Below are 20,375 nucleotides of genomic sequence, written 5' to 3' on the forward strand. Positions count from 1 at the left end.
CAATAATAAATTTCACATGACATATTTAAGTCCATTACATGGACCAATACGTTGTTTGAACAGGAGGCACGCATGGACTGGAGCATGGCGGCGCTGCTGGCGGGCGCGGGCGTACTGGGCGGGGCCATCAATGCGCTGGCGGGCGGCGCGACGCTCATCACCTTCCCTGCCATGGTCGCGGCCGGACTGCCGCCCGTCATCGCCAACGCCTCCAGCGCGGTGGCGATATCCCCGGGCCACATCCTGGCCGCGCTGGCCGACCGCGAAAACCTGCCCGCGCCCGATCGCCGCTTCTGGCTGCTGTCCGTGGCGACGACGGTGGGCGGCGCGCTGGGCGCCTTCGTCCTGCTGGCGATCCCGCCGGCCTATTTCATCCTGCCGGTGCCGGCGCTCATCGCCTTCGCCACGCTGCTGTTCGCCTTTGCGCCACAAGTACAAGCCTGGAGCGCGCGCCGGCGCGGCGCGCAGGCGCAGGACCGCGCCGCGCGCGGCGTCGTGCCGATCGCGCTGGCATCGGTGTATGGAGGTTTCTTCGGCGCCGGGCTCGGCGTCATCCTGACCGCGGTGATATCGATCACCGACCCCGGCAACCTGCGCGCCATCAAGTCGCTGAAGAACCTGCTGGCCACCTTCGTCACCGCGGCGGCCATCGTCATCTTCATCGCGCAGGGATCGGTCCACTGGCCCGCCACCCTCTGCATGCTGGCGGGCGCGTTGCTGGGCGGATACCTGGGCGGCTACCTGATCCGCGTGCTCCCCGCCCAGGCCGTGCGCCTGTTCGTCATCGTGACGGGCGCCGCGATGACGATCATCTACGCGGCGCGTTACTGGTTCTAGGCCGCCGCATCCTCTGCCGGCAGCCATTCCTCGAGCGTGACCTCGAAGGTCATGCAGATGGGATTGGCGCCCGGCACGAACGGTCCGCCGTGCACCTGCCCCTGCGGATCGGCGACCACGCCCGACAGCGACGCCGTCAGCGAGCCGTCCGGCTGCGCCCGCACCTCGCCAGCGAGACTGACGATCTCGACCGCCGGCCCGGACACATGGCGGTATCCGCCATCGCGGGTGTACAGGCAGGCATCCACCAGGCTGCCCAGCGCGCCGCGCACGAAGGCATTGCGAAAGCCCTCGACCAGGCAGAGCTTTTCCACGCCCTGCACCAGGTCTTCGTTGGGTCCGATGCGGGCGTAGGCCACGCGGCCCATGCTGCCGCTTTCGACATCAGGCATGTCCATGGTCACCCGTCCCTTGGGGCTGCAATAGCCGCAGATTGGTTTCGGCGTCATAGGTGGCACGCAGCTCAAAGCCTTCCAGTGACGTCACCAGCACCGGCACCGGCCGTTCGCCGACGATGGTGGTCTGGGGCACGATGTGTCCGCCCAGCGGCGCGCCCGTCTCGTCGCAGAATGCCGCGTGGCAATGCACCAGCGGCGCGCCCGCATCGGTCTTGCCCAGCGTGGCGTTGCCGAAAATAAGATAGGCGGCGCCGGCCGAGATGGGCGCTGTATAGGCCACCACCATCCGGTGCTGCGGATCGGGCGGCGCGGTGCAGTAGTCCAGGTGACGGAAGCCCCCGCCCAGGATGGTCATGGACGCATTGGCGATGCCGGCCCCGGCCAGCGTGTCGACCATGGCGTCGAACAGGGAAGCCCCCGGCCTGAGCAGCAGCCGCACGTGGCGGCCATGTCCGGCGCAGCGGCTGTGTATGCGGACCGGGTTGAAGGCGCCCGGGTGTATCAGCGTTCTGGGACGGGGCGGCGCTTGTACTCCCCGCAACGAACGATCCACGGTGGTGTATCGCATGGTCTGGTCTCCGTGCGCTTGTGGCGCAATGAATGAAACCTGGGCAATGACAAACTCAGTGCGTGGCGGGCAACATGCCGGCCGCGGTGAAGCCGCCGTCCACGCAGATGACCTGCCCGGTAACATAGCTGGATTTGGACTCGTCGAGCAACCAGCCGATAGTCCCATTCAGCTCTTCGGGCGCGGCATAGCGATGCTGCGGCACCACCCGGCGCCAGGCGGCGCGCGCCTGCTCGGTATGCATCTGCCCCACCAGCGGCGTTTCGATCGGCCCCGGCGCAACCGCGTTGACGCGAATGCCGTATTCAGCCAGTTCGACCGCCATCACGCGCGTCAGCGTCACCACCCCGCCCTTGGACGCGCCGTAGGCCGCGCGTCCGGCATTGCCGCGTATGCCCGACACCGAGGTGATGTTGACGATGGAGCCATGTCCGCGCTTGCGCATGCGGCGCGCGACCTCGCGCGCCACGACGAAGGACCCCACCAGGTTCACCTCCAGCATGCGGCGCAGCGCCGCGGTTTCGGTGTCCAGGAACGGCAGGTCCTGGCCGATGCCGGCGCTGTTGACCAGCCCGCCTATCGGCCCGAAAGTGCTCTCCTGCCGCGCCAGCGCATCCACGACCTGCGCTTCGTCCGACACATCCAGGCGCACGCGCCCCAGCCTCTCGGGCGGCGCGATGTCGCCCATGACGTCCAGCCGCTCCTGCGAAAGGTCGGCCGCCAGCACCCGGCGTCCGGCATCCAGCAGCCCCCGAACCACCGCCAGGCCGATGCCCGACGCCCCTCCTGTTACCAGCACTGCCTCCTGCGTCGTCTCCATGATTGCGTCTCCTTGCCCGCTAGGGCTTTTTTTATCTGTACATCCTTGTCTGTATTTCCACGCATCAGCGCGCCAGCTCCGGCGCGCGGTCCAGGCAGCCGCGCTCGTACAGCGCATCGCGCACCAGCTTCTTCGTGACCTTGCCGTAGCCCGAGCGCGGCAACTCGTCCCAGAAGAAGATGTGGCGCGGCAGCTTGTAGCGCGCCATGCGCGGCGCCATCCAGGCCAGCAATTCGTCCTCGCTCAGGTCATGCCCAGCTCGCAACACGCAGACCATGACGCCGGCCTCGCCCCACGTCGGATCGGGTACGCCCAGCACCGCGCTTTCAGCCACGGCAGGGTGTGTCAGCACCTTTTCCTCGACCTCGCGCGGATAGATGTTCGAGCCGCCCGAGATGTACATATCGGATTGCCGGCCGGTGATATAGACGAAGCCCTCCGCATCCATATAGCCCAGGTCCCCGGTGCGGAACCAGCCGTCACGGAAGGCCTTTTCGTTGGCCTGCGGATTGGCGTAGTAGCCCGCGAACACCGCCGGACCGCATACGCAGATCTCGCCCGGCTGGCCGGGGTCCAGCTGCCGGCCGCTGTCGTCCTGGATGCTGACCTGCATGCCGGTGCGCTCGATGCCGCAAGTGCCCAGGCGCGCGCCGGGCGCGTCCGCCGCCTCATGCAGGGCCGGCGGCAGCACGGTGATGTTGCCAGTGACCTCGCCCAGGCCGAAGTACTGCACCAGCACCGGCCCCAGCTTTTCCAGCGCGCGCTTCTGGTCTTCGCGGTACATGGGCGCGCCGGCATAGATCACGTAGCGCAGGCTGGAGTGATCCCAGGCGTCGACGGCCGGATGTTCGACCAGCATCTTGACGATGGTGGGCACGGTGAACATGTTGCTCACCCGATGGCGCTCCACCAGCTGCCAGATCTCCTCGGCGTCGAAGCGCGTGGACGCCGGCAGCACGGTGCAGGCGGCGCGCGCCACCTGGGTCAGCAGATGGATGCCGGCGCCGTGCGACAGCGGCGCCACGGCCAGGCTGACGTCCTGCTCGGTCGTGCCCGGCATGAGATCGCACAGATGATTGGTGATCACGAAGGCCATCTGCCCATGCGTCAGCACCGCCGCTTTCGGCCGCCCGGTGGTGCCGGACGTGAAGAAGAACCAGCAGGGATCGTCATGCTCCACATCGACGCAGGCCGGCGCGGCGCCCCGCTGCGCCTCGATCAGGTCCGCGACCTCGGGCGCGGCGAAGCCTTCCGGCCCCAGCCTTGCCAGCAGCGCCAGCTGCGGCATGGCCCGCGCCACGGCCTCGGCGTGGTCGGCATAGTCGCCCTGGCACAGGAACACCTTGGCGCCAGATGCCTGCGCCAGATAGGCCGCCTCGTCCGGCGCGATGCGGAAGTTCGTCGGCACCCAGACGGCGCCCAGGCGCAGCGTGGCGAAGAGCGTTTCGACGAATTCAAAGCTGTTGCGCGAATGCACCAGCACGCGGTCGCCCTTGCCCACGCCATGGGCGGCCAACGCCCGGGCCAGCGCCGCGCTGCGGCCATCCAGCTCGCGCCAGCTGAGCGTCGCCTCGCCGCAGATCAGCGCGTGCCGCTCAGGATGCCGGCGCGCCGCCTGCACCAGGAAATGGGCCAGGTTCATCACCCGGCGCGATACCGGCGCGACGCCGCCTTCCGGCATATGTGCAGCAGGTCCGCTCATTTGTCGCGCTCCAGGATGCTGACGTAGTTGGCCACGGCCGCGCCGCCCATGTTGAACACGCCCGCCAGCGCCGCGCCGGGAATCTGCATGCCCGCGGCCTCGCCCGCCAGCTGCATGCAGGCCATCACATGCATGGACACGCCCGTGGCGCCCACAGGATGCCCCTTGGCCTTGAGGCCGCCGGACGGGTTCACCGGCAGACGCCCATCCTTCTGCACCCAGCCTTCGCGCAGCGCCTTGTGGCCTTGCCCGCGCGGGGTCAGGCCCATGGCCTCGTACTCGATCAGTTCGGCGATAGTGAAGCAGTCGTGCGTTTCCACCAGGCTCAGGTCGTCCAGCACCAGCCCGGCCTGATCCAGCGCGGCGCGCCAGGCGCGCGCCGCACCCTCGAATGCGATGGGGTCGCGGCGGCTGAGCGGCAGGATGTCGTTGACGTGCTGCCGCGCGCGGAACGCGATGGCGCGCCGCAAGTCCGGCAGCAGATCCGCATCGGCCAGCACCAGCGCGGCCGCGCCATCGGAAATCAGCGAGCAGTCCGTGCGGCGCAGCGGCGCGGCCACGTAGGGATTGCGCTCGCTCACGGCGTTGCAGAATTCAAAGCCCAGGTCCTTGCGGATCTGCGCATAGGGGTTGTCCACGCCGTTGCGGTGGTTCTTCGCCGCGATGCGGGCCAGGGCCTCGCCCTGATCGCCATAGCGCTCGAAATAGGCAGCGGCGATGCGGCCGAACACGCCCGCGAAGCCGCCTTCGATGCCGGCCTCTTCCTTGCGGTAGCTGGCGTTGAGCAGGATATCGCCCACCTCGGACGTCGGGCGCGCGCTCATCTTCTCGGCGCCGACCACCAGGGCGACGCGCCCACGGCCCGATTCGATGAAATCCATGGCCGTGTACAGGGCCGCGGATCCGGTGGCGCAGGCGTTCTCCAGCCGCGTCGCCGGCACGTGCGCCAGGGCGGGATGCGCCAGCGCCACCAGCGCGCCCTGGAAGTCCTGTTTCTGGAAGCCGCTGTTCATGACGCCGACGTAGATGCCGTCGACTTCCTCGGCGGCGAAGCCGGCATGATCCAGGGCCGCGCCGGACACCCGGGCCATCAGGCTCTCGGTGTCCGGATCGTCGAGTTTGCCGAAGGGGATGTGCGACCATCCCGCAATCACGGCGCGCTTGCTCATTGCTGTCTCCTCAGGATGCAGCCCCGTCCCCGCCGGCGGCGGAATCAGGGCTTGGGCTTGGGGACAGGCGGGCGCGCGCGCGCCTCCCTCCCCCCGGGACTGGCCTGCGCCAGCAGGCGTTGGGCCTCGCGCGACAACAGCTTGGCCAACTGGAACTGTCTTTCCTCGTCCATGCGCGACTCCACGGCGGCGATGCTGAGCGCGCCCAGCACCTGCCCCTGCTCGTCGCGCAGCGGCACGCCGAGGCCCCAGGAGCCGGGCACCACCAGCCCCTGGTTCACCGAGTAGCCGCGTTCGCGAGACTCGTCGACCAGCGCGCGGATCAGCGGCACCGAATAGTGCGGATAGCGCCGCGCGATCAGCGCCGCGTTGGCCTGCAGGCAGGCGTCGACTTCGTCGTCCGGCAGCGCGGCCAGGATCGCCAGGCTGCCCGCGCCCACGCCCAGCGGATGGCGGTCGCCCGGCAGCAGCACGTGGGTCTTGAGCGGATAGTCGCCGTCCTCGCGCAGCACGCAGACGGCGAACACGTCGCGCCGGATGGAAAAGAAGGCGGAATCACCGCATTCATGCGCCAGCCGCGCCACCACCGGCGCCGCCAGGCGGTTGATGCCGAAACGCTCGCTGGCGACATTGCCCAGCACATGGCATTCCGGTCCCAGGAAGTAGCGCCGGCTGACGGGTTCCTGCTCGACCATTCCTTCGGCGGCGAGCGCGGCCAGGATGCGATGCACGGTGGGCTTGCTCAGGCCGGTATCGCGCGTCAGGGCCAGCAAGCCGGCGCCGTCGCCACGGGCTCGCGACACGCCGCGCAGCACCTGCATGGCGCGCGCGATGGCCTGCGCTCCGCCCACCTGGGTCGACACTTCCGCCACATCGTCTCCGTGGATTTGTTCTTCGATATTATTTTTTGGTCCATTTTGTGGACCCTTATTAACTGACTTCTTTTTCATCACACGCCCATTCTATTGGTTTACGCAGCAGAATCAATATGATTTAATGAATTTAAGAGTTGTACCTGGGTCCATATTTTGGACCTCATGCAAAGATAAAGCAAGAAGCCGGAAACGGCGCCTTACCCGGTCCGCTCTCGACAGCGGACCGGCTCTCATAACCAAGGAGACAGCATGAATACCACTCGACGCAACCTGATGCGCGCCGCGGGAGGCGGCGCGCTGCTGGCGCTGGCGCCGTTCCAGAAAGCGCTGGCGGCCCCGGAGTTCCGCTACAAGTACGCCAACAACCTGCCTCCGTCGCACCCCATGAACCTGCGCGCCAACGAAGCCGCGCAGAATATCGCGCGCGACACGGGCGGACGCTTCGAACTGGCCGTGTTCCCCAGCAGCCAGCTGGGCTCCGACACGGACACCCTCAGCCAGCTGCGCGCGGGGGCCGTCGAGTTCTTCACCCTGTCCGGACTGATCCTGTCCACCCTGGTTCCCGCCGCCTCCATCAGCGGCGTGGGCTTCGCCTTTCCCGACTACGACGCCGTCTGGAAGGCCATGGACGGGGAACTGGGCGCGCACGTGCGCCGCGAGATCAACGGCAAGGGCCTGTTCGTGATGGACCGCATCTGGGACAACGGATTTCGCCAGGTCACGACCAGCAACCGCGCCATCGCGGGTCCGGACGATTTCCGCGACCTGAAGATCCGCGTGCCTGTCAGTCCGCTGTGGACCTCGATGTTCAAGGCGCTGGGTTCGTCGCCCGCCAGCATCAACTTCAACGAAACCTATTCCGCGCTGCAGACCCGCGTGGTCGACGCGCAGGAAAACCCGCTGGCCATCATCCAGACCGCCAAGCTGTATGAGGTGCAGAAGTACTGCTCCATGACCAACCACATGTGGGACGGCTTCTGGTTCCTGGGCAATCGACGTGCTTGGGAAAAGCTGCCGGCCGACATCCGCGAAGTCGTGGCCAAGCACATCAACGCCGCCGGCATGGCCGAGCGCGCCGACGTGCTGGCGCTGAACAACCAGCTGCAGGCCAAGCTGGCGGAGCAGGGCCTGGCCTTCAACACGCCCCAGCCCGAACCGATCCGCGAGGCGCTGCGCAAGGCCGGCTTCTACGCATCCTGGAAGGAAAAGTACGGCGACAAGGCCTGGGCCCTGCTCGAACAGGCCGCCGGGAGGCTGTCATGAAGGCAGCGGCGGCGCACGCCGCGGACCTGCCGGGCCATAGCCCGCCGGCCGGCGCCCGGCAGCCCTGGGCCGTCGCGCTGGACAGCGCGCTGGGCCACCTGGTCGAAATCCCGGCGGCCCTGCTGGTGGTCGCCGAGATCATCATCCTGTTCTCCGGCATCGTCGCCCGCTACGTCCTGCACACGCCGCTGGTGTGGTCCGACGAACTCGCATCCATCCTGTTCCTCTGGCTGGCCATGCTGGGCTCGGTCATCGCGTTCCGGCGCGGCGAACACATGCGCATGGCCGCGCTGGTCAACCGCGCCTCGCCCGCGACGCGAGCCATGCTGGACATGGTGGCGGTGGCCGCGGCGCTGGCCTTTCTGCTGATGCTGCAAGGGCCGGGCTTCGAGTACGCGTCCGAGGAACGCTATGTCACCACCGCCGCGCTGGAGATCCCCAACGTGTGGCGCGCCGCCGCGCTGCCGGTGGGCACGGCGCTGATGACGCTGATCGCGCTGCTGCGGCTGGTCGAGCATGGCCAGTGGCGCACCACGGGCCTCGCGCTGCTGCTGGTGGGCGGCGTGGTCGCCCTGATGCTTGCGCTGCAGCCCGCGCTGGCCGGACTGGGCAATGCCAACCTGCTGATCTTCTTCGTCGGCATCGTCGCCGGGTCCGTATTCGCCGGCGTGCCCATCGCCTTCGCCTTCGGCCTGGCGACGTTCGGCTACCTGTCGCTGACCACCGACCTGCCCATGATGGTGGTGGTGGGGCGCATGGACGAAGGCATGTCGCACCTGATCCTGCTGGCCGTGCCGCTGTTCGTGTTCCTGGGCGTGCTCATCGAAATGGCCGGCATGGCGCAGCGCATGGTCGCGTTCCTGGCCAGCCTGCTCGGACACGTGCGCGGCGGCCTGTCCTATGTGTTGATCGGCGCCATGTACGTGGTGTCCGGCATCTCCGGCGCCAAGGCCGCCGACATGGCCGCGGTGGCGCCGGTGCTGTTCCCGGAAATGCGCAAGCGCGGCGCCAGCGACGGCGATCTGGTGGCGCTGCTGTCGGCCACCGGCGCGCAGACCGAGACCGTGCCGCCCAGCCTGGTCCTGATCACCATCGGCTCGGTCACTGGCGTGTCGATCACGGCGCTCTTCATCGGCGGGTTGCTGCCCGGCCTGGTGCTGGGCGTGATGCTGTGCCTGGTGGTGTGGTGGCGCCATCGCCATGTCGCGCCCTTCGCCACGCGCAAGGCCACGGGCCGCGAGATCGGCCGCGCGCTGGTGGTGGCCCTGCCCGCGCTGGCCCTGCCTTTCGTGATCCGGGCCGCCGTGGTCGAGGGCATCGCCACGGCCACCGAGGTCTCCACCATCGGCATCGTCTACGCAACGCTGGTCGGACTGCTGATCTACCGCTGCTTCGACGCGAAGCGGCTCATGCCCATGCTGGTGGACACGGCCTGCCTGTCGGGCGCCATCCTGCTGATCATCGGCACGGCCACCGCCATGGCCTGGGCCCTGACGCAATCCGGCTTTTCGACGCAGCTGGCGACCCTCATGGCCGGCCTGCCCGGCGGCGCCACGACGTTCATGGCGGTATCCATCGTCGCCTTCATCATCCTGGGCAGCGTGCTGGAAGGCATCCCGGCCATCGTGCTGTTCGGCCCCCTGCTCTTTCCGATCGCCCACCAGATGGGCATCCACGAAGTGCACTATGCGATGGTGGTGATCCTGTCCATGGGCATCGGCCTGTTCGCGCCGCCCTTCGGCGTGGGCTACTACGCGGCCTGCGCGATCGGCCGCGTGGCGCCGGAGCAAGGCGTGCGGCCGATCATGGGCTATCTGGCCTCGATCGCCGTCGGCATCGTGATCGTCGCGACCGTGCCTTGGATATCGACGGGCTTCCTCAAGTGAAGCCCGCGGCCGCGCGTCAATCGGCGCGCAGGCCGATCGCCTCGGTCAGCGCCGCGTAGCGGTCGATGTCGGCGCGGATCATGGCCTGGAAGGCGGCCGGCGTGCTGGTGGCGGGCGTGAACCCCTGTTCGCGCAAAGCCACCTGCACGTCCGGGCGCTGCATGATGCGCGCCACCGCGACATTGATGCGGTCGATCACGGCCGGCGGCGTGGCGGCGGGCGCCAGCAAGCCGTGCCACTGGTCCAGCGCATAGTCCTTCACGCCCTGCTCGGCCACCGTGGCGACTTGCGGCAACAGCGGCGAACGCTTGGGCGAGGTCACCGCCAGCGCCCGCAGCTTGCCCGCCGCGATCAACGGCGCGGCGCTGGACGCGGTGACGATGCCCAGCGGCACCTGCCCCGCCGTCACATCGGTCAAGGCCGGGCCACAACCCTTGTACGGCACCTGCTGCAAGGCCGCGCCGGTCGCGCGCGCCAGCATCTCGCCGGCCAGATGCTGCGGCGTGCCGTTGCCGCAGGACGCGAACGGCAGCGGCTTGCCCGGCTGCGCCGCCTCCAGCGCATCGTCCAGGTTGCGCAGCGCGCTCGCGGCCGGCGTCACGAACACCGACGGCACGAAGGCCACGTTGATGACGGCGGCGAAATCGCGCCTGGGATCAAAACCCAGGTTGCGATAGACGCCGGGATTGATGGCGAAGGAACTGTTCACCATCAGCAGCGTGTAGCCGTCGGGCGGCGCCTCGGCCACGGCGCGCGCGCCGATATTGCCGCTGGCGCCGGGCCGGTTTTCCACGACCACGGGCTGGCCCAGTTGCTCCTGCAGGCTGGCGCCGATACGGCGGGCCAGCAGGTCGGTGCCGCCGCCCGGCGGAAACGTCACCACGATGGTGATGGGGTGCGTGGGGTAGGAGGCATCGGTCATCGGTTCGCCAGACGGCGAATTGCCGCAGGCGGTCAGAGCCAGCGCGGACAGGACGGAAAGGCGGCGGAGAAGGCGGATCATGATGCGGGCCTGCGATATGTCGGGCCGGTAAGCAAAAAGGTAAATGGCGGCTGCGTGCTCAAGCGTCCAGGCCGATGTCCAGCACCTTGGCGCTGTGCGTCAGCCAGCCCACGGCGATCTGGTCCACCCCGGTCGCCGCGATCTCGGCGGCCGTCTCGGGCGTGATGCGGCCCGAGGCCTCCGTGACCGCCCGGCCGCGCGCCATCGCCACGGCGCGGCGCAGATCATCCAGGCTCATGTTGTCCAGCAGGACCACGTCCACGCCCAGCGCCAGCGCGGTCTCCAGCTGCTCCAGCGTGTCGACCTCCAGCTCGATCCTGACCATGTGACCGACGCCCGCCCGCGCCCGCGCCACCGCATTGGCGATGCCGCCCGCGAAGGCGATGTGGTTGTCCTTGATCAGCACCGCGTCGTCCAGGCCGAAGCGATGATTGCTGCCGCCGCCCACGCGCACGGCGTATTTCTGCAAGGCGCGCAGGCCCGGCATGGTCTTGCGCGTGCAGGTCACGCGCGCGCCATAAGGCGCCACGGCCCGCGCGATCGATGCGGTGGCGGTGGCGACGCCGCTCAGGTGGCACAGGAAGTTCAGCGCCACGCGCTCGGCCGTCAGCATGGCGCGGGCGCCGCCCTGGATGCGCGCGATCTCCGCGCCGGGTTCCAGCAGGCTGCCATCCGCGCGCGACACGCTGAAGCGGATCGCGGGATCCAGCGCGCGGAACGCCAGCCGCGCCAGGTCCAGCCCGGCCAGCACGCCCTCCTGGCGCGCCACCAGGCGCGTTTCCGCCTGGGCGTCGGCGGGCACGATGGCATCCGTCGTCAAGTCTCCCGCGCGACCCAGGTCCTCGAGCAGCGCGGCGCGCACCACAGGCTCCAGCATTACGTCCGGCAGCGGCGGAACGGGCAGGCGGTCGGTCGCTGCGAGGGCTTCAGTATTTATGCTCATAATGAGTATTTTTGAGTCAAAAAAAGGCACGCCTGATCGCGTGCCACTTATGCTAGGCATGAGCATAATCTTTGTCAAGCCTCGCGCGGCCCTCTGGACAGCGGCAGCTTGCTGCCCGCGATGGCTCGTTCCAGTAGCACGTCGCGGCGAAACCGGAACAGCTTGGCCGGCCTGCCGGCGGTGCCCGAGGCCATGTCGCCGGTCTCCTCGACCAGATCCTGCTGCTCGATCAGCCGCCGGAAATTCTGCTTGTGCAGCCCTCGCCCCGCCAGCGCCTCCACGGCCTGCTGCAATTGCAGCAGGGTGAACTGGGCCGGCATCAGCTCGAATACGACGGGCCGGTACTTGATCTTGGCGCGCAACCGCGCGATGCCGGTGGCCAGGATGCGACGATGGTCATGGCGCATGGGCTCGCCGGGCAAAGCCTCGCCCCCGACAGCCCCGCGCCGCTCGGCCTCGGGCACCAGGCCCGCCTCGAACAGCAGCTCGTAGCGCTGCAGCACCATGTCCTCGTTCCAGGCCGCGCCGCTCAAGCCGAACGTGATGTCCGCGCGCTGGCGGCGGCGCGCGCGCGAGGCCTGATCCGCGCCCGCCTCGCACCAGGCAGCCAGCCGCGGCGCGATGGCCTCGTCCAGCAGCGCGGGCACGCCGGCGCGCCGGTCTTCCCAGGGAAAATAGCGATACCAGTCCTGCCAGCCAACCTGCGCGACGCCGGTCTCGCCGGCCTCGCGCGTCAGGCCCAGATAGCTCACCGACATGACCCGCGCGCCCGACTCGTCGGAGCGGTCGCCATCGGCGAAGGTGTAGAGCTGCTCGACATAGCCTAGCGGATGATGCGTCTGCGCCTCGACCCAGGCCCGCAGCCCCGCCTGCAGCGAACGGTGCGACAGCTCGAACGGCCCGGCCGGCAAGGCGCGCGCGTCTTCCGTGGTCAGCACTCTGGGCTCGCCGTTGGTGACGGCGACCAGCACGGCGACTAGCTCAGCATGGACGGAACGCGCGACGGATTCGGTCAAGGCGGTATCGGGCGAAGGAGAATGGGAAATCAAGGCGCCGGCCGGGGCCGGAAAGACGCGGATCGCGGCCGCGCGATCCGACCCGAATTATAAGCCCCGCGCCCGGCAATGGCTGCTTGCAACCGTGACAACGCAAGGCGCCGCACGCGCCCATTCCGGGCCTAAGATGAACCTCATGTCCATGCGCGCCGCCCGCCATGGCGGCGCCCGTTTGCAGGAGCGCGCATCATGCTCAAGCCCACGACAGATCCGAACGCCAGCGACGCCCGCCGCGACGTCGACCCCCCGCCCCGCGTCGACCCGCGCACAGGCACCACCGTCCTGCCGCTGGCGAGCAACAGCCGCATGGTCGCGGGCATGCCGCGGCGCGGCCGCGCCATCGAGGCGCCGGGCGAGCCCGGCATCATCTCGGCCGAAGAAGACGTGCTCGACATCAACTACGAACACAGCGGCCCTTGAGCGCCGCGACCAGCGCCGGCCTTACCAGCCCCAGCAGGTGCCGGCCGCCGGCTTGCCGCAGTTGCGATAGTTGGCCGCGTACCAGAGCTTGCCGCCGTTGCGCGGCGGCGAGCCCACGGCCTTGATGTCGTTGCGCGGCAGCTCTTCCAGCGCGTCGCGCGCGTTCTTGGTCGGCGTGCCGCTGGCGGCGTTCTGCACCCAGGCGATGCGACCCAGCTGAGCGGCGGTCCGGTCCTGGAACACCACGTCGCCATCGGCCAGCGCCGCCATCTTGCCGGCGGCGTCGCGCACCGCGGCCGAGTAGCTGTCACTCGCATCGGTGGGCAGCAAATTCTTGTCCAGCTTGCTGACGGCCAGGATGCTTGCCAGCGTGGCGGGCGGAATCATCTTGTAGGCGCTCAACGCGGGCAATTGGCCCGCCGCCACCTGCCGGCGCAGCCAGTCGCCCCACAGAAACTCGGCGAACTCGGGCAGACCGCCGTTGGCATAGGCGATGTCGCGCGTGAAATAGACCAGCGAACGATAGCGGTCTTCCTGCATGCCGCCGGCCTCGCCCGCGCTGGCCAGGCCCAGCCGCTTGGGCAGCTGGTCCACCGTGACCGGCTGATTGTCGCCATCGCGCAGCCAGGCCTTGCGCTCATCGACCAGGCGTTGCCAGAACGCCTTGGCGTCGGCCATGTCGCTATAGTTGGCGTCGACCTTGACCCACACCGGCAGCTTGGGCCCGCCGTCGAAGATCTCGCGCAGCGCCGAGAAGCTGTGATGACCGTCGGTGAGATACAGCTTGCCGTCCCAGCCCACCACCACGGTCTTCAGCGCGGTGGCGTCCGCGCCCGGCGCGTTCAGGCAGCTGAAGGTCTCCGGCTTGTCCAGCCGCGCCGCCTGCGCCTGGGCAATGCTGGCGAAGGGCTGCGCGCGCTTGCCCGCGCCCGTGTCCTCGCAATAGTCGTCGAACTTCTTGCCGACGGTGCGGTTCAGGTAGTCGATCTGGTTGGCGGTATCGCCGGCCCAGGTGGGACGGGCGAAATCGCCTTGCCAGCGGCCCAGCTTGTAGTAGATCTGGTCGTAGCCGATGGCGGCCTGCGTGGGATTCAGCTCTTCGATACGGACCTTGATCACATCGCCCGGCTTCGCTTTCAGGTACGCCTGGTTCTTTGCCGGCGTTTCCGGCTTGGGCGGCGCCGGCGTCTCGGGCACCGGCGCGGGCTGCGCCGCCGGTTCGTCGTCGTCGCTGCCGCCATTGCAGGCGGCCAGCGCCAGCGGCAGCAGCGCCACGGCGATCAGGCGCGCGCCCGGAAATGGAAACAGGGAAGGCCGGCGAGTCAGCGTAGGGGTCATGAGTATCAACAGGAAGATCGAACGAGATCCGCGATGATGACAGCCGCATGCTGCGCGGACGTGACATCCGCCAAGGCCGTCACGGGCCTGTCACCACACGGACCGCCGGAACTCAGAACGACACGCAGGCCGCCTGCCGCACCCGCAACGTCGCCTCCTGCCGGAAGCGCGTCTGATACTCCGTCCGAATGTCGCGCACCGCCGCCTCGCTGGCAACATCGCCCGGATGCACCAGGTTCAGCACATAGGACGGCTCGCGCACGATCGCGCCGTCGTTGCCGCGCCACTGGCCGGACGCCTGCCAGACCGTCAGCCCCTGCGGAAAGCGCGGCGTCACGGACTCGGCCAGGAAGGACGTCCATTCCTGCGGCGACACCGGGCCGGACGGGGTGTCGGTGCCCAGGAATATCTGGTCGTTGACCATGTTCGTCTCGTTGGGCGCGCAGGCGCGGGATGCGGAGTTGGTCACGCAGCCGGCCATCAGGGCGGCGGCGCATAGCGACAGGGCAAGGCGCGCGAGCTTGGGCGTGAAGGGCATGAGGATGGCTCCGGGTTCTGAGGAAGCGGAACTGTTGGCTAGTAGTTGGCTAGTAACCGGCCGCAGCGCCGATGCGTCGGTGTCAGGTTGATGGTCAAGCCTGACGGTCAGACTTGCCCGCCAATATAGGGCTTGCATGGGTCTGGCGCGAGTCGATCCTGCGCCCAGGCGCTGGATTTTTCATGCGGGACTTCAAGGCGCGCCGCAAGCAAAGAGCCCCTGAACTCGCATGAGTTCAAGGGCTTGGGCCACGCGCTGACCGTACCCCTATACTGGCCTCTACCGCTGCTCCCCTGCAAGTCTCGTGAACGTTGGGTCAAAGTAGGACAGCTTGCCACCGCCGCCCACGTTGGCCAGCTTGCCCTGAAACACGCAGTCGTTCATCGAAGTGTAGCCGCGCTCCAGCCATAGGCCGTATGCAGATTCTGGGCCTCCGGCCGAGACGGTATCCAGCCATGCAGAATTCTCAAGCCACAAGCCGCAATGCGATGTTGGTTCCACATCGGCGGGGGCCGAATATGGATCCCCAAGCAGCGATCCAACCATCCATGTGCGGCTTTCCACGCCTGTGTCTGCAATGCTCTGTCCGTAGTTGCCGCCATAGACGCCATTGATCCGGCAAATAACACTGCGCTGGTGGCCACTGCTACCCTGCTTGTTACGGCTGCCGTCAAAATCTCGATATTCCGGCACGCCGTTTCGCCGTCCTACGCAGTCGATCTCCAGCGCGTAGGATGGCGCCTTCGTTTCCTTGCCGTCGTAGTAGTTGAACCCATCCCCGCCCAGGCTGTATTCGGACGAGCATCTCTGCCAGAACGCCGTGGAACCAGCAACGTGGACGTTGTGATAGCCAAGATATTCGAACCTGCAACCACGGCCGTAGACTTCAGAGTCTATGAATTGGACCTGCGTATTCCCCCGGAACGTGATGTTTTCCAAGAACAGTACGGCACGACTCACATAGTTGTCGACGTCGCGCTCATACATGATTTCCAGTCGGTCGATTTCTGACGGTTGCGTGAAATCACGTCCGGCGTGGCGCAAGGACAGACGCTTGGTTGCATGATCTTGTGTCCACCCCGATTGCGCCTGTGACAGTTGATCGATCGTCTTACACCACCGCAACTGCACTTCTTCGTCCCCAGCGCGGTAGATAATGTGCATCGCCCGCTGAAGGCCGGTAGGAGTAGAGCTATATCCATCTCCCGATTTTCGCCAAGACATTTCAGACGGCTGAGTGCCAGGCGAACGCCACACGACTGTTCCCGGGCCATCGACTGCGCGAACCAGAAGCGGCTTTGCACCACCGCCGAAACTGAGTTTGAAATGCTCCGTATATGTCCCAGCTCTAAGCCAAAGGGTTCCCCCTCTTTCCGGCTCTGCATTTTTCAGCGACTTGAGTGGCTTATCGCGCGTTCCGGGATTGTCATCTCTGCCCGAGACCGGGTCTATGAAGATCTCGCGCTGCGGAAGTACGGCACGATGACGCGCCATAAAAACGCGTAGCAGATCGATATTGTGCAGTGCAAACCCCGGCCTATCGCAGTCCAGGATATCTCCAGGAATATAGTCAAATCCAGGCGGCTTAATTCGCAGCGTTGACGCTCTTGCGGGAATAAACGGAGCGGCACCGATAATACCGGCATAGCCTGCACCCAAAATCAATCCTCTACGAATCTTATTCACGGGGATATGTCTCTGACAGGTTGAAATCGAGACAAATTCTAACCGCTACAGTTCACCTCATACGCGCTTGGCAGGCTTCCAGCTGTGCCGTCACCCGCCGGATTCCTTACCTGAGGGCGAAACAATCCGATCGAGCAGCGGGATCAAGTTCGGCGCCGGTTCCATGATCCACGCCGGCACCGACTTTGGACGCTCCACGGCCAGAGGCGGGGCAGGCGGCACCGACGTGCAGCCGCTGGCGCCCAGGCTCAAATCAACATCAGCCCGCAGGCCATCGTCCTGTATTTGCGCATTGCGCATCCCTCCGTATGCTGCCCACTCGGCGCGGGCGAGCCGACGCGAGGTCAAGCTGCTGTCCCGGGCGCTCGGCGCGCTCAAAGCCCAAGAGCCGCACACCCAGGCATCTGGCGATGCCAATTTGTACACCCGCGTCTGCGTAAGCGATGGACCGGAGATCAACAACTCCGGGATGAGTGGATCCGCATCCTGAAACTTGCCAAGGTCAGATACCGGCGGCCCTATCAAACACGGATACCTACGCCAGCATGTTACTTTCGTCAGGAGAAAGTCCGATGTGGGTGGCGAAACAGATGGGGCACCGAGACTGGACAATGATCGCCAGGATTTACGGCAAATGGATGCCTGCAGCTGATCCGTCAGCCGGCGAGCGGGTGGAGCATAAGTTCGGGGGAAAAGCGCCACCACAGGAAAGGGCGAAGCGCACCGAATGATGCGGCCATTCTGTTGTCATTCCGGTGCCTAAAGGGCACCAAAACACCCCAAAAAATGACAGCCAACCAGCCCAAGCATTGATTTAATTGAGAAATCTTGGCGGACAGAGGGGGATTCGAACCCCCGATACGCTTTTGACGTATACACGCTTTCCAGGCGTGCGCCTTCAACCACTCGGCCACCTGTCCTGATCGTCCTAGGGACGCCGCATTGCTGAAAATGCGAATCCGCGATTCTAGCAGATTGCCGGGAAAGCCGCACGTCGGGAAAGAAAAAGGGGACGCCAAAGGCGCCCCCCCCGTCCGGCCAGCCGGTTCAGGCCGCCGCTTGCGGCGCCTCCTGCTCGCGGTAGGCGCTGACCGTGCCGTCCGGCTCGGTCTCTTCGAGCCGGACCTTGAAGCCCCACAGCCGGGCCAGGTGCTTCATCACCTGCTCGGCGTCGTCGCCGGCCAGGGGACGGCCCCGGCTCTTCAGGTGGCGCAGCACCAGCGAGCGGTCGGTGTCGCGGTTGAAGCGCACCACCTGCACATCGGGCACCAGGTTGTCGCGGTTGTGCTGCGCGGCCAGCAGGCGGCGGATGTCGCGATAGCCCTCGTCGTCATGGATCGCGGCCACTTCCAGCTTGGGATTGGCCTGGTGATCCGAGATGGCGAAGAAGCGGAACTCGCGGATCAGCTTGGGCGACAGGTACTGCGAGATGAAGGACTCATCCTTGAAGTTGCGCATGGCGAAGTCCAGCGTCTTCAGCCAGTCGCCGCCGGCGATGTCGGGGAACCAGCGGCGGTCTTCCGGCGTGGGCGCCTCGCAGATGCGGCGGATGTCCGACATCATCGCGAATCCCAGCGCATACGGATTGATGCCGCCGTAGCCGCGCTCGTCGAAGCCGCGCTGGCTGACCACGTTGGTATGGCTCTGCAGGAACTCCATCATGAAGCCGTCGTTGACCAGCCCCTTCTCGTGCAGGCGGTTCAGGATGGTGTAGTGCCAGAACGTGGCCCAGCCCTCGTTCATGACCTTGGTCTGGGTCTGCGGATAGAAGTACTGCGCGATCTTGCGCACGATCCGCACCAGCTCCTTCTGCCAGGGCGCGAGCTTGGGCGAGTACTTTTCGATGAAGTACAGCAGGTTCTCTTCAGGCTCGGGCGGGAAGGTCGAGGACTGGCTGTGCGTGTCCTTGTCCTCTTCCAGGCGCGGCAGCGTGCGCCACAGGTCGTTGTACTGCAACCGCGCATGCTCCTGCCGCTCGGCCTGGCGCGCCGCCTCTTCCTTGTACGAGATCGGCGTGGGCCGCTTGTAGCGGTCGACCCCGTGGTGCGACAGCGCATGGCAGGAATCCAGCACGGCCTCGACCGCGTCGATGCCGTAGCGGTCCTCGCAGGACATGACGTACTTGCGCGCGAACACCAGGTAGTCCAGCACGCCGTCGGCGTCGGTCCACTGGCGGAACAGATAGTTGCCCTTGAAGAAGGAGTTGTGGCCGTAGCAGGCGTGCGCGATCACCAGCGCCTGCATCGTCATGGAGTTTTCTTCCATGAGATACGAGATGCAGGGATTGGAATTGATCACGATCTCATAGGCCAGTCCCTGCATGCCGCGCCGGTAGAACTGCTCGTTGCGGATGAATTCCTTGCCGTAGGACCAGTGCGAATAACCGATAGGCAGGCCCGCCGAGGCATAGGCATCAAGCATCTGCTCCGAGGTGATGACCTCGATCTGGTTCGGGTAGGTGTCCAGCCCGTACTCGCGCGCGACCTGCGCGATCGCGTCGTCATAGGACTGCAGCAACTCGAACGTCCATTCGGAGCCCTGCGAGATCGGCCGAGAGCCTCCGGCCGCATCCGGCTCCACGAGTGCACCCGCGATGGCATTCATACCGTTTCCTTCTTGAACAGGTCATGGAACACGGGGTAGATCTCCCCGCGATCGCAGATCCGCCGCATCACGAAATGCGGCTCCAGCTTCTGTTCGTACTCGGCCCACAGGCTGCTCTTACGCGCCTCCTGCGAGTCTGGCACCTCGATATAGGCGAAGTAGCGCGTGGCCGGCAGCAGGTGCTCGGCCAGGAAGCGCGCGCTCTTGCCCGCGTCGGCGCCGAATGAATCGCCGTCGCTGGCCTGGGCCGCGTAGACGTTCCAAGCGCTGGGCGGGTAGCGCTTTTCCAGGATCTCGCGCATCAGCTCCAGCGCCGACAGCACGATGGTGCCGCCGCTCTTCGGGTCGTAGAAGAAGGTGCGTTCGTCTACTTCCTCGGCGTTGTCGGTATGGCGGATGAACACCAGATCGACGTGCTCGTACTTGCGCGACAGGAACAGGTACAGCAGCGTGAAGAAGCGCTTGGCCAGATCCTTCTTGCCTTCGTCCATCGAGCCGGACACGTCCATCAGGCAGAACATGACGGCGCGCGCCATCGGAATCGAGACCGATACCCGGTTGCGGTAGCGCAGGTCCAGGTCGTCCAGGAAGGGCACGCGCGCAAGGCGCTCGCGGCAGTCCTCCACGTCCTGCTCCAGCGCGCGGATCTCGTCGGCGCCCGCGCCAGCGGCCAGGGCCTTGGCCAGGCGTTCCTCGGCGTCTTCCAGGTCCGCGCGCGCCTTGACGCTCAGCGCCACGCGGCGCGCCAGCGATGACTTGAGCGTGCGGCTGATGCTCAGCATGCTGGGCGAGCCCGAGGTCGTGTAGCCCGCGCGCTGCCACTTGCGCTGGCTGACCTCGCCCAATTGGTTGCGCGCCAGGTTGGGAAGTTCCAGGTCTTCGAAGAACAGGTTCAGGAATTCAGCGCGCGACAGGCTGAAGGTGAACTGATCGACCGCCTCGCCCTCGCCGGGCTCGGATCCTCCCTGCCCCTGCCCGCCTCCCTGCGGCCGGTCGAAGGTGTCTCCCTTGGCGAACTCGCGGTTGCCGGGATGCACCATCTCGCGGTCGCCGCCCTGCCCGTGATGGAAGGTAGGCTCGGAGATGTCGCGCGCGGGCAGGTTGACCTCGCCGCCCTGATCCATGTCCTGGATCGAGCGGTCGCGGATCATGCCATGCACCGCCTTGCGGATCTGATCCTTGTAGCGCCGGAGAAAACGTTCCCGGTTGACGGCGCTCTTGTTGCGCCCGTTAAGACGGCGATCGATCAGTGAATTCATGATTCACCTCG

Annotated in this window: 19 protein-coding genes and 1 tRNA gene; 4 read left to right on the top strand and 16 right to left on the bottom strand. The window is 66.7% G+C overall.

The genetic code is table 11. The annotated features are described in order from the left end of the window. Positions 1-72: 72 nt before the first annotated feature. On the top strand, positions 73-837 hold the full coding sequence (locus AC6LJ5_RS04975) for a sulfite exporter TauE/SafE family protein (RefSeq protein WP_498139942.1): 765 nt from the start codon (positions 73-75) through the stop codon (positions 835-837). Here AC6LJ5_RS04975 and AC6LJ5_RS04980 read toward each other — a convergent pair. From AC6LJ5_RS04980 to AC6LJ5_RS05005, 6 genes are all read right to left on the bottom strand, one after another. After that, positions 834-1,235 (bottom strand): PPC domain-containing DNA-binding protein, encoded by a 402-nt coding sequence (locus AC6LJ5_RS04980; protein ID WP_498139943.1) that lies wholly within the window; start codon positions 1,233-1,235, stop codon positions 834-836. The genes AC6LJ5_RS04975 and AC6LJ5_RS04980 overlap by 4 nt on opposite strands. Next, positions 1,222-1,803 carry a PCC domain-containing protein gene (locus AC6LJ5_RS04985; RefSeq protein WP_103272403.1) on the bottom strand — a complete coding sequence of 194 codons (582 nt, stop codon included), beginning with the start codon at positions 1,801-1,803 and terminating at the stop codon, positions 1,222-1,224. Before AC6LJ5_RS04985 ends, AC6LJ5_RS04980 begins: the two co-directional genes overlap by 14 nt. 55 nt (positions 1,804-1,858) lie before the next feature. Continuing rightward, positions 1,859-2,623 carry an SDR family NAD(P)-dependent oxidoreductase gene (locus AC6LJ5_RS04990; RefSeq protein WP_498139944.1) on the bottom strand — a complete coding sequence of 255 codons (765 nt, stop codon included), beginning with the start codon at positions 2,621-2,623 and terminating at the stop codon, positions 1,859-1,861. A 64-nt stretch (positions 2,624-2,687) separates the two neighbouring features. Continuing rightward, on the bottom strand, positions 2,688-4,325 hold the full coding sequence (locus AC6LJ5_RS04995) for an acyl-CoA synthetase (protein WP_392409377.1): 1,638 nt from the start codon (positions 4,323-4,325) through the stop codon (positions 2,688-2,690). Further along, positions 4,322-5,494 carry an acetyl-CoA acetyltransferase gene (locus AC6LJ5_RS05000; protein WP_498139945.1) on the bottom strand — a complete coding sequence of 391 codons (1,173 nt, stop codon included), beginning with the start codon at positions 5,492-5,494 and terminating at the stop codon, positions 4,322-4,324. Before AC6LJ5_RS05000 ends, AC6LJ5_RS04995 begins: the two co-directional genes overlap by 4 nt. Positions 5,495-5,538: 44 nt before the next feature. Further along, complete coding sequence (locus AC6LJ5_RS05005) at positions 5,539-6,366, bottom strand: IclR family transcriptional regulator (protein WP_233772698.1); 828 nt, start codon at positions 6,364-6,366, stop codon at positions 5,539-5,541. 252 nt (positions 6,367-6,618) lie between these two features. Between AC6LJ5_RS05005 and AC6LJ5_RS05010 the strand changes: the two genes are divergently transcribed. Together AC6LJ5_RS05010 and AC6LJ5_RS05015 are read left to right on the top strand one after the other, a co-directional pair. Next, the gene (locus tag AC6LJ5_RS05010) at positions 6,619-7,632 is read left to right on the top strand and encodes a TRAP transporter substrate-binding protein (protein ID WP_498139946.1); all 1,014 of its coding nucleotides are present in this window, start codon (positions 6,619-6,621) and stop codon (positions 7,630-7,632) included. After that, positions 7,629-9,518 (top strand): TRAP transporter large permease, encoded by a 1,890-nt coding sequence (locus AC6LJ5_RS05015; protein ID WP_498139947.1) that lies wholly within the window; start codon positions 7,629-7,631, stop codon positions 9,516-9,518. The genes AC6LJ5_RS05010 and AC6LJ5_RS05015 overlap by 4 nt, the downstream gene beginning before the upstream one ends. Positions 9,519-9,534: 16 nt before the next feature. Here the strand turns inward: AC6LJ5_RS05015 and AC6LJ5_RS05020 are convergent, their stop codons facing one another. From AC6LJ5_RS05020 to AC6LJ5_RS05030, 3 genes are all read right to left on the bottom strand, one after another. Further along, a complete protein-coding gene (locus tag AC6LJ5_RS05020; RefSeq protein ID WP_498139948.1) occupies positions 9,535-10,521 on the bottom strand; it encodes a tripartite tricarboxylate transporter substrate binding protein in 987 nt (328 codons plus the stop codon). A 58-nt stretch (positions 10,522-10,579) separates the two neighbouring features. After that, entirely contained in the window at positions 10,580-11,464 is an 885-nt protein-coding gene (gene nadC / locus AC6LJ5_RS05025) for a carboxylating nicotinate-nucleotide diphosphorylase (protein WP_498139949.1), read from the bottom strand. A gap of 74 nt (positions 11,465-11,538) precedes the next feature. Further along, complete coding sequence (locus AC6LJ5_RS05030; RefSeq protein WP_498139950.1) at positions 11,539-12,480, bottom strand: NUDIX hydrolase; 942 nt, start codon at positions 12,478-12,480, stop codon at positions 11,539-11,541. Positions 12,481-12,708: 228 nt separating this feature from the next. Here AC6LJ5_RS05030 and AC6LJ5_RS05035 point away from each other — a divergent pair, with 228 nt between their 5' ends. Beyond that, positions 12,709-12,939 carry a hypothetical protein gene (locus AC6LJ5_RS05035; RefSeq protein WP_498139951.1) on the top strand — a complete coding sequence of 77 codons (231 nt, stop codon included), beginning with the start codon at positions 12,709-12,711 and terminating at the stop codon, positions 12,937-12,939. 21 nt (positions 12,940-12,960) lie between these two features. Here AC6LJ5_RS05035 and AC6LJ5_RS05040 read toward each other — a convergent pair whose 3' ends face one another. The 7 genes from AC6LJ5_RS05040 to AC6LJ5_RS05070 all read right to left on the bottom strand — a co-directional run bounded on the left by AC6LJ5_RS05040 (position 12,961) and on the right by AC6LJ5_RS05070 (position 20,364). Beyond that, positions 12,961-14,277 (bottom strand): ParB/Srx family N-terminal domain-containing protein, encoded by a 1,317-nt coding sequence (locus AC6LJ5_RS05040; protein WP_498139952.1) that lies wholly within the window; start codon positions 14,275-14,277, stop codon positions 12,961-12,963. Positions 14,278-14,389: 112 nt separating this feature from the next. After that, complete coding sequence (locus AC6LJ5_RS05045; RefSeq protein WP_498139953.1) at positions 14,390-14,815, bottom strand: DUF3574 domain-containing protein; 426 nt, start codon at positions 14,813-14,815, stop codon at positions 14,390-14,392. Positions 14,816-15,094: 279 nt separating this feature from the next. After that, entirely contained in the window at positions 15,095-16,501 is a 1,407-nt protein-coding gene (locus tag AC6LJ5_RS05050) for a hypothetical protein (protein WP_498139954.1), read from the bottom strand. A 90-nt stretch (positions 16,502-16,591) separates the two neighbouring features. Beyond that, positions 16,592-16,801, bottom strand: coding sequence for an Rz1 family lipoprotein (locus AC6LJ5_RS05055; protein ID WP_498139955.1), 210 nt, complete (start codon positions 16,799-16,801; stop codon positions 16,592-16,594). Between the two features lie 529 nt (positions 16,802-17,330). Continuing rightward, positions 17,331-17,421: transfer RNA gene (locus tag AC6LJ5_RS05060), tRNA-Ser, on the bottom strand. A 127-nt stretch (positions 17,422-17,548) separates the two neighbouring features. Beyond that, positions 17,549-19,105: a SpoVR family protein gene (locus AC6LJ5_RS05065; protein ID WP_103272390.1), complete on the bottom strand. Its 1,557-nt coding sequence runs from the start codon at positions 19,103-19,105 to the stop codon at positions 17,549-17,551. Further along, the gene (locus tag AC6LJ5_RS05070) at positions 19,102-20,364 is read right to left on the bottom strand and encodes a YeaH/YhbH family protein (protein ID WP_103272389.1); all 1,263 of its coding nucleotides are present in this window, start codon (positions 20,362-20,364) and stop codon (positions 19,102-19,104) included. The genes AC6LJ5_RS05065 and AC6LJ5_RS05070 overlap by 4 nt, the downstream gene beginning before the upstream one ends. Positions 20,365-20,375: the final 11 nt, after the last annotated feature.

The organism is Achromobacter sp. 1011791174 (genome assembly GCF_059760925.1).

Coding starts and splice junctions, on each gene's coding strand:
- AC6LJ5_RS04975 (WP_498139942.1), top strand. CDS start 73: ATGGACTGGAGCATGGCGGCGCTGCTGGCGGGCGCGGGCGTACTGGGC.
- AC6LJ5_RS04980 (WP_498139943.1), bottom strand. CDS start 1,235: ATGGACATGCCTGATGTCGAAAGCGGCAGCATGGGCCGCGTGGCCTAC.
- AC6LJ5_RS04985 (WP_103272403.1), bottom strand. CDS start 1,803: ATGCGATACACCACCGTGGATCGTTCGTTGCGGGGAGTACAAGCGCCG.
- AC6LJ5_RS04990 (WP_498139944.1), bottom strand. CDS start 2,623: ATGGAGACGACGCAGGAGGCAGTGCTGGTAACAGGAGGGGCGTCGGGC.
- AC6LJ5_RS04995 (WP_392409377.1), bottom strand. CDS start 4,325: ATGAGCGGACCTGCTGCACATATGCCGGAAGGCGGCGTCGCGCCGGTA.
- AC6LJ5_RS05000 (WP_498139945.1), bottom strand. CDS start 5,494: ATGAGCAAGCGCGCCGTGATTGCGGGATGGTCGCACATCCCCTTCGGC.
- AC6LJ5_RS05010 (WP_498139946.1), top strand. CDS start 6,619: ATGAATACCACTCGACGCAACCTGATGCGCGCCGCGGGAGGCGGCGCG.
- AC6LJ5_RS05015 (WP_498139947.1), top strand. CDS start 7,629: ATGAAGGCAGCGGCGGCGCACGCCGCGGACCTGCCGGGCCATAGCCCG.
- AC6LJ5_RS05020 (WP_498139948.1), bottom strand. CDS start 10,521: ATGATCCGCCTTCTCCGCCGCCTTTCCGTCCTGTCCGCGCTGGCTCTG.
- nadC (WP_498139949.1), bottom strand. CDS start 11,464: ATGAGCATAAATACTGAAGCCCTCGCAGCGACCGACCGCCTGCCCGTT.
- AC6LJ5_RS05035 (WP_498139951.1), top strand. CDS start 12,709: ATGCTCAAGCCCACGACAGATCCGAACGCCAGCGACGCCCGCCGCGAC.
- AC6LJ5_RS05040 (WP_498139952.1), bottom strand. CDS start 14,277: ATGACCCCTACGCTGACTCGCCGGCCTTCCCTGTTTCCATTTCCGGGC.
- AC6LJ5_RS05045 (WP_498139953.1), bottom strand. CDS start 14,815: ATGCCCTTCACGCCCAAGCTCGCGCGCCTTGCCCTGTCGCTATGCGCC.
- AC6LJ5_RS05055 (WP_498139955.1), bottom strand. CDS start 16,801: ATGCGCAATGCGCAAATACAGGACGATGGCCTGCGGGCTGATGTTGAT.
- AC6LJ5_RS05065 (WP_103272390.1), bottom strand. CDS start 19,105: ATGAATGCCATCGCGGGTGCACTCGTGGAGCCGGATGCGGCCGGAGGC.
- AC6LJ5_RS05070 (WP_103272389.1), bottom strand. CDS start 20,364: ATGAATTCACTGATCGATCGCCGTCTTAACGGGCGCAACAAGAGCGCC.